Source organism: Frankia sp. CoBUL1 (assembly GCF_978021245.1).
In genome coordinates this window covers 1-5777 of record NZ_CDXDOS010000219.1, presented here as the reverse complement: position 1 = coordinate 5777, position 5777 = coordinate 1, and the positions used below count along the sequence as shown (strand labels likewise).

5 protein-coding genes are annotated in these 5777 nt (G+C 66.9%); all 5 read right to left on the bottom strand.

Going from position 1 to position 5777, the window contains the following annotated elements; genetic code table 11:
* Positions 1–1546: methylmalonyl-CoA mutase family protein (locus AC08OX_RS14155; protein ID WP_476608254.1), on the bottom strand; the 1546-nt coding region annotated here is incomplete at its 3' end.
* 1 nt (position 1547) lies between these two features.
* Entirely contained in the window at positions 1548–2057 is a 510-nt protein-coding gene (locus tag AC08OX_RS14150) for a MaoC family dehydratase (RefSeq protein ID WP_476608255.1), read from the bottom strand.
* Between the two features lie 57 nt (positions 2058–2114).
* Positions 2115–3314 (bottom strand): acyl-CoA dehydrogenase family protein, encoded by a 1200-nt coding sequence (locus AC08OX_RS14145; protein WP_476608253.1) that lies wholly within the window; start codon positions 3312–3314, stop codon positions 2115–2117.
* 125 nt (positions 3315–3439) lie between these two features.
* Positions 3440–4390 carry an HpcH/HpaI aldolase/citrate lyase family protein gene (locus AC08OX_RS14140; RefSeq protein WP_476608252.1) on the bottom strand — a complete coding sequence of 317 codons (951 nt, stop codon included), beginning with the start codon at positions 4388–4390 and terminating at the stop codon, positions 3440–3442.
* Positions 4391–4751: 361 nt separating this feature from the next.
* A partial coding sequence (locus AC08OX_RS14135; protein WP_476608251.1) for an AMP-binding protein occupies positions 4752–5777 on the bottom strand: 1026 nt, incomplete at its 5' end.

Here is a 5777-nt window from a genome sequence, read left to right as displayed (position 1 = left end):
CCCCGAACACCTCCCGCAGCGTGTCCCCCCACTCCCCCGTCGTGACCCCGGCCCGGGCGCAGGCCAGCGTGGCGGGAACCAGGTTCGCGTCCGTCCCGGCCGCCGTCCGCAGGCCGAGCAGCACCTCCGTCACCGCCCGGTCGTCGCGGGCGGCCCGCCAGGCCGCCAGCTCCGCGCGGGTCGCCTCCTCCAGCGCCGGATCAACCGTCTGGATCGCGGCGGAAAGATCGGCGAGCAGCGGATTCGGCTCGGTCTCGGTGAACCGGTTCACCCCGACGACAACATCCTCACCGCTCTCGATGCGAGCCCGCCGCGCCGCCTGGGACGTCACCAGCTGCGACTTCATATAGCCGCTCTCGACCGCGGCGACGGCGCCCCCCATCTCCTGAACCTGGTCGATCTCCGCCCTGGCCGCGGCCACGAGCTGATCGACCCGCTTCTCCACCACGACCGAACCGGCGAACAGATCGTCATACTCCAGCAGATCGGTCTCATGAGCGAGGATCTGCTGAATGCGCAGCGACCACTGCTGGTCCCACGGCCGGGGCAGGCCCAGCGCCTCGTTCCAGGCCGGCAGCTGCAACGCCCGACACCGCGCGTCCTTCGACAGGGTTACCCCCAGCGCCTCCAGCACAATTCGGATGATGTTGTTCTCCGGCTGGGCCTCGGTCAGCCCCAGCGAGTTGACCTGCACCCCGTACCGGAACCGGCGCTGCGCCGGCTCCCGAACCCCGTACCGGGAGGTCAGCAGCTCATCCCACAACACCGTGAACGCCCGCATCTTGCACATCTCCTCCACGAAACGCTCTCCGGCGTTGACGAAGAAGGAGATCCGACCACACACCTCACCCATCCACTCCGAATCCGCCCGCTCCAGCTCCCCGCGGTCCGCGCCAGCCCGGACCGCGCCAGCCCGGCCCACCGGGATCCCCCGCGCGGCGGCCACGGCATCGAGCACCGCGATCGCCGTGCACATCGAATAGGCCAGTTCCTGAACCGGCGTGGCCCCGGCCTCCTGCAGGTGATAACTGCAGATGTTGATCGGGTTCCAGCGGGGCAACTCGGCCACCGTGTAGGCGATCAGGTCGGTGATCAGGCGCAGCGACGGACCCGGCGGGAAGACATAGGTCCCCCGCGACAGATACTCCTTGATGATGTCGTTCTGGGTCGTCCCGGCCAGCTCCGCCGGATCGGCCCCCTGCTCCTCCGCGACCACCTGGTACAACGCCAGCAGCCACATCGCGGTGGCGTTGATCGTCATCGACGTGTTCATCCGCGCCAGCGGAATCCCGTCGAACAACCGCCGCATGTCACCGAGATGCGCGATCGGCACCCCTACCCTGCCCACCTCGCCACGGGCAAGGGCGTGATCGGGGTCATAGCCCGTCTGCGTGGGCAGATCGAACGCCACCGACAACCCGGTCTGCCCCTTGGCCAGATTGCGCCGATACAGCGCGTTACTCTCGGCCGGGCTCGAATGCCCGGCATAGGTGCGGATGATCCACGGACGGTCCCGCTTCGGCTCCGCCCGGCCCGCGCCCGCCATCTCAGCCTTCCGTCCGGGGTTCCGGCCGGCCAGGCTGCTCGCCGCCGCGTGCCTCGCCGTAGGCCCGCTTGGGCACCATGACCTTGCGGCGGTAGATGCAGACGAGGACGCCGTCCTGGTTGTAACCGCGGGTTTCGACGGTGACGATCCCGCGGTCGTCCTTGCTCTTCGACTCGACCTTGTCCAGGACGGTGGACTCGCCGTAGATCGTGTCACCGTGGAACACCGGCTTCACGTGCCGTAGCGACTCGACTTCCAGGTTGGCGATCGCCTTCCCGGATACGTCGGCCACCGACATTCCCAGCAGCAGGGAGTAAACGTAGTTCCCGACGACGACGTTCCGTTTGAACTGAGTGTTCTCCTCGGCGAAATGAGAGTCCAGGTGCAGCGGATGATGGTTCATCGTGAGCAGGCAGAAGAGATGGTCGTCGTACTCGGTGACCGTCTTGCCCGGCCAGTGCTTGTAAACCGCACCGACCTCGAACTCCTCGAAGTAACGCCCGAACTGCATTTGGAACTCCCTCACCTGATCACAATATACTCAACTCGTCAGAGACGCACCGGCCCCTCAGCCCGGAAGCTGGTACTCCTTCAGCAATGCCCGGCTGATGATGCGCTTCTGTACCTCGGAGGTCCCCTCTCCGATGAGCATGAAGGGGGCCTCCCGGTACAGGCGCTCGATCTCGTACTCCTTGGAGTAGCCGTAGCCGCCGTGGATCCGGAAGGCCTCGGTCGTCACCTCGTGGCAGTACTCGCTGGCAAGGTACTTGGCCATCCCGGCCTCGACGTCGTTGCGCTGCCCGTCGTCCTTCCTGCGGGCGGCGCTGACCATCATCAGATGCCCGGCCTCCACCTTGGTCGCCATCTCGGCGAGCTTGAACGCGATGGCCTGATGCTCCGCGATGGGCCGGCCGAACGTCCGCCGCTGCTGAGCGTAGGCGATACCCAGCTCAAACGCCCGGATCATGATCCCGCAGGCCCGCGCGGCGACGTTGACCCGGCCGACCTCCACGCCGTCCATCATCTGGTAGAAGCCCTGGCCCCGGCCGGCCTCGCCGCCGAGGATCGCCGACGCGGGCACCCGATGGTCGGCCAGCACCATCTCGGTGGTCTCGACCCCCTTGTACCCGAGTTTCTCCAGCTTTCCCGGGATGGTGATCCCGCCGTGTGTCCGGAACCCAGGTTCCTTCTCCAGGAGAAACGTCGTCATGTTCCGGTAGACCGACTGGGCACCCTCGTCGGTCTTGACCAGGGTGGCGACGACGCCGGCGCGGGCGCCGTTCGTCAGCCACATCTTCTGGCCGTTGAGCACGTAGTCATCGCCGTCCCGGTCGGCCCGGGTGGTGATCGCGGAAACGTCGGAGCCACAGCCCGGTTCGCTCATCGAGAACGCCCCGCGGAGCTCGCCGGTGGCCATGACCGGGAGCAGCCGCCGTTTCTGCTCCTCCGAGCCGTGCTGGAGGATCAGGTAGGCGACGATGAAGTGGGTGTTGATGACCCCGGAGACACTCATCCAGCCGCGGGCGATCTCCTCCACGACGAGCGCGTAGGTCAGCAGGGACTCGCCGAGCCCGCCGTACTCCTCCGGGATGGTGATGCCGAACAGGCCCATCTCCTTCATTGCCTCGATGATGTCCTCGGGATACTCATCCCGATGTTCGAGGTCGTTCGCATGGGGAAGAATCTCCTTGTCGACGAAGGTCCGTACCGCCGCAAGGATGTCCCGCTGCACTTCGGTCAGACCGTCGGTCTGCGCGATCCTGCCCATGTTCCGCTCCTGTCGCTGCCCCCGATGCCTGAGGGGAGAGCAGAAACGCACTCAGGCAGCGGGATGGTTTCATCATGGCCACGCGCCGGGTGCCGGCGCGTCGATCCGCCCCGACTCGGACGGATTCAGCCGACCGGTGGTTCGAACTTCACCGTACGCTGCATCCCCGCGGCGCGGCCCTTGCCCGCGACGACCTCGGCCATCTTCCGGCTCGCCTCGTCGATCATCTCGTCGCCGAGCATCACCGCACCGGTCAGACCGCCCGCGGCCGAGGTGTGCCAGGCATAGGCCTCCAGGATCAGCTCGGCATGGTCGTAGTCGGCCTGCCGGGGCGCGTAGATCTCGTTGGCCGCCTCGATCTGGCCCGGGTGCAGCACCCACTTGCCGTCGAACCCGAGTGCCGCGGACCTGCCCGCCACCGCCCGGAATCCGTCCACATCACGGATCTGCAGAAACGGCCCGTCGATCGCCTGCACCCCGCGGGCGCGCGCGGCCTCGAGAATCTTGAACAGCACGTAGTGAAATGGGTCACCCGAATAGTCCGGACTGAGTGCTCCCACCACCAGCGACGGCATGTTCACCGACGCCATGAAATCCGCCGGGCCGAAGATGATCGTCTCGATCCGCGGGCTCGCGAACGCGATCTCCTTGACGTTCGACAGCCCCAGCGCATTCTCGATCTGCGCCTCGATCCCGATCCGGCCCACCTCGAACCCCATGACCTTCTCGATCTGGGTGAGCAGCAGGTCCAGCCACGCCACCTGCTCCGCCGACTGCACCTTCGGCAGCATCACGCAGTCCAGGTTCGCCCCCGCACCCTCCACCACCTCGATCACGTCGCGGTAGGTCCAGCGCGTGGTCAGGTCATTGACCCGCACCACCCGGGTCTTCCCCGCCCAGGCGCCCTCGTTCAGCGCCGCGACCACGTTCGCCCGCGCCGACTCCTTCGCGCCAGGAGCGACCGAGTCCTCCAGGTCACAGAACACCTGATCGGCCGGCAACCCCTGGGCCTTGCCCAGCATCTTCGGCGACGAGCCGGGAACGGCCAGACACGACCGGCGCGAACGCAGCGACACCACTACCCCACATCTCTCACAGGCCGGATTTCGATGAACGGACGAACACCCGGCAGACAGGGACATCGGCGCGGAACCGAGGCTTCGTCCTCCGTCCGCGCGACCCCCGCACCCCCATACCAAGGGTCTCCACCTGTCGCAACCGCCCGATCACAGGAATCGCCCGGTAGTCCGATATTAGCCCATCCGATAATCTTGAATTGTGCATCTAGGTTTTATCACAGTCCCCCGCACCGGGCATCCGATTCATGCTCACTATACGCACCATATTCGTCACTCTACGTAGAGTACCGGTAAGGTACCGGATCGGTCGGCGCGGTGCCTCGGGTGCCGTCCACGGGACGGATCCGCTCCGGTCGGATCAGTCGACCTGGCGCTCGTGGCCCTCCCAGTACGGGGCGCGCAGCTTGAACTTCTGCAGCTTGCCGGTGGCGGTGCGGGCAAGCTGGTCGCGGAACTCCACCGAGGTGGGCGCCTTGTAGGAGGCGAGCCGCTCCTTGCAGTGCTTGATCAAATCCGCCTCGGTCGCCGTCCGGCCCTCGGCGAGCACGACCAGCGCCTTGATCGTCTCACCCCACTTCTCGTCGGGCACGCCGATCACCGCGACCTCGGCCACCGCCGGGTGGCTGAACAGGCAGTCCTCGACCTGGATCGACGAGACGTTCTCACCGCCGGTAATGATCACGTCCTTCTTGCGGTCACTGATTGTCAGGTAGCCCTCGTCGTCGATCACGCCGCCGTCACCGGTGTGGAACCAGCCGCCCGCCAGGGCCCCGGCCGACTCCTGCGGCCGCTCCCAGTAGCCCGCCAGGATCACGTTGGAGCGGGCCAGCACCTCACCGGAGTCTGAGAGCTTGAGCGTGACACCCAGAGCGGGCGCACCCGCACGGACAAGCTTGCCCGCGCGATCCTCGGGCGGCAGGTCGTCCCACTCCACGCGGGAACGGTTGATCGTGAGCAGCGGCGAGGTCTCGGTGAGGCCGTAAATCTGGATGAACTCCCAGCCGAGCTCCTCCTCGACCCGTTGGATCGTCTTGGTGGGCGGCGGAGCACCCGCGCAGATGACCCGCACGCGGTCGCGGCCGGGGACCTCGCCGTCCCAGTCCCGGACGGCGTCGAGCACGGCGTTGACCACAGCCGGCGCGGCGCACATCACGGTGACGCCGTGCTGCTCCACCCGGCGCAGGATCTCCGGGCCGTCGATCTTGCGCAGCACCACCTGCTGGACGCCGAGACCGGTCATGCCGAACGGCATGCCCCAGCCATTGGCGTGGAACATCGGCAGCGTGTGCAGGTAGACGTCGCGATCGGTGACACCGGCGTGCAGCGCGAAGGTGACCGCGTTGACCCAGATGTTGCGGTGGGTGATCTGCACGCCCTTGGCTTG